This window comes from Vibrio sp. MMH1-50, from assembly GCF_022347645.1.
GTDB lineage: Bacteria > Pseudomonadota > Gammaproteobacteria > Enterobacterales > Vibrionaceae > Vibrio > Vibrio harveyi.
The window spans coordinates 1-2,159 of record NZ_JAKRGG010000088.1 but is presented as its reverse complement, the minus strand read 5'-3'; the positions used below and the strand labels follow the sequence as shown (position 1 = coordinate 2,159).

The window sequence follows — 2,159 nt, the reverse complement described above, 5'->3', positions numbered from 1 at the left end:
TAACAACAGCCAAGGAGTAACCTTTGGCTTATTTACCTTTTTACATCACGCCAGACGAGCTTTCGGCTTATCAAGAAGAACAAGAGCAACAAATTCTAAGGGGGAAAGATCTCACAACCTGGCACAAGCACGATATTGAAGAGCCTTTTCGATACTTATACCTATCGATTGCTATAGCCGCTGTCAGTCCATTATTTTTCCTTACCTATTTCCTACATGATAGTAGTGAAATGATCTTAACTTACATTTTATCGGGGCTGACGATAATCATGTCTGGTGTATCTTATCTGACATTTGGTTTGGACAATCGTTATGATTACACCTTGTCCGATCGCGGGTTAGTTATAAAAAAACGACGTAATTTACCGAATTGGGTAAACTCTGCAACTCAAGTCATGGGCTGGATTGGAGCTATTGTATGTATATTGATGGTTGCGGGTTTCATTTGGTATGCTTAAACGACAGCCTGATGAAGCAACAGAAGTGAGAGTAGGCGAACGAGAAGATTGGCTTTTTGCGGACTACAACAAGAAAAGGAAAGTGATTCAGTTCTATTTTAAGCAGGACATATGCAGATATCGAGATACTGCTCATAAGACTATCTTTCGCTCACAGGATAGATCAGATTGTTATGTTTTCTTTAAAACTGAAGCGGATTTAGAATCCATGGTCGCGCAACTGTCAAAGGTCTACAAACTGGATTGTACAGAGGTAGATGACCACAAAAAACTGTTTGAATCGAAGCCAGAATCAAGACTGTTTAGTATTCCAGTTTGTAGTAGAGAATATCAAACCGATGAGGTATTTGATTTAAGGGCGTCAAATGCCCCGCTTCCAGAGCGAGAGTACCTATACAACGGTAAGTGGCAAACGGAATCTGAAATCGAACAATCAAAACCTGAACTAACAACAGCCAAGGAGTAACCTTTGGCTTATTTACCTTTCTATATTACCCCAGAAGAATTTTCAGCATACCAAGAAGAGCAGGAGCAAAAAATTCTTAATGGGAATAATCTGACAGTCTGGCACAAGTACGATATTGAAGAACCTTTTCGATACTTATACTTATCGATTGCTATAGCCGCAGTCAGCCCATTATTTGTTCTTACCTATTTCCTACATGATAGTAGCGAAATGATCTTAACTTACATTTTGTCGGGTCTAACGATAATTATGTCTGGTGTGTCTTATCTGACATTTGGTTTGGACAATCGTTATGATTACACCTTGTCCGATCGCGGGTTGGTTATAAAAAAACGACGTAATTTACCGAATTGGGTAAACTCTGCAACTCAAGTCATGGGCTGGATTGGCGCAATAGTTTGTGTTTTGATGGTTGGGGCTGCTGGACCGGTGACACTTGTCGGAGCCGGTGGCTTTATATTGGTTTCATTTCGCATGCTTAAACGCCAACCGGATGAACCAACAGACATTAAAATCGGAGAGCGTGAAGATTGGCTATTTGCTTATTACAACAAACAACGCAAGGTTATTACTCTCTATCATAAGTATGACGATTGCGATTACAGAGATGTAGCGAAAACGACCGTTAATCGATGCCATAATCGCGGTAGGAGTTTTCTATTTTTTAAGTCAACCAATGACTTAAAGAGAGTACTGGAAAAGCTCTCTGAAGAGTATCAACTTAAATGTACCGAATTCGAGGATATCAAAGCCTTGTTCAATGCTTATTCACCTGACGAATTGCTCTCGGAACCAGCAAGAAGCCTAGAGTTCCCTTTGGATGATACGTTTGAACTTAGAGCTCAAAACGCTCCTATCCCTGAATGGGAATACCTTTACAACGGCAAGTGGCAAACCGAATCTGAGATTGAAAAATCGAAATCTGAACTAACAACAGCCAAGGAGTAACCCTTGGCTTATTTACCATTTTATATCACCCCAGAAGAGCTTACTGCTTACCAAGAGGCACAAGAGCATGAGATTTCTTCTGGTCAAGGCTTTAAAAACTGGCAAACAAAAAATGTCGAAGAAGCTTCTAGATACATTTATTTGAAGATGACTTCGATTCCTGCAGCTATCTTCATTATTCTCTTTTTCGTACTTGCTGATTTAAACAATTTATCATCCGCACTAACTCTAGCTAGCGGGTTTTGTTTATCCACGTCAGTTATATATTTTCTTTTGAGGCTCAACTT

1 protein-coding gene and 2 pseudogenes are annotated in these 2,159 nt (G+C 39.8%); all 3 read left to right on the top strand.

Annotated elements, in window-relative coordinates; all coding sequences use genetic code 11:
* The first annotated feature begins 23 nt into the window (after positions 1-23).
* A pseudogene (locus MHO32_RS25645) lies at positions 24-924 on the top strand (hypothetical protein).
* A 3-nt stretch (positions 925-927) separates the two neighbouring features.
* Positions 928-1,872, top strand: a complete 945-nt coding sequence (locus tag MHO32_RS25640) for a hypothetical protein (protein WP_239215026.1) — start codon at positions 928-930, stop codon at positions 1,870-1,872.
* 3 nt (positions 1,873-1,875) lie between these two features.
* Positions 1,876-2,159, top strand: a pseudogene (locus tag MHO32_RS25635) (hypothetical protein); the annotation flags it as partial.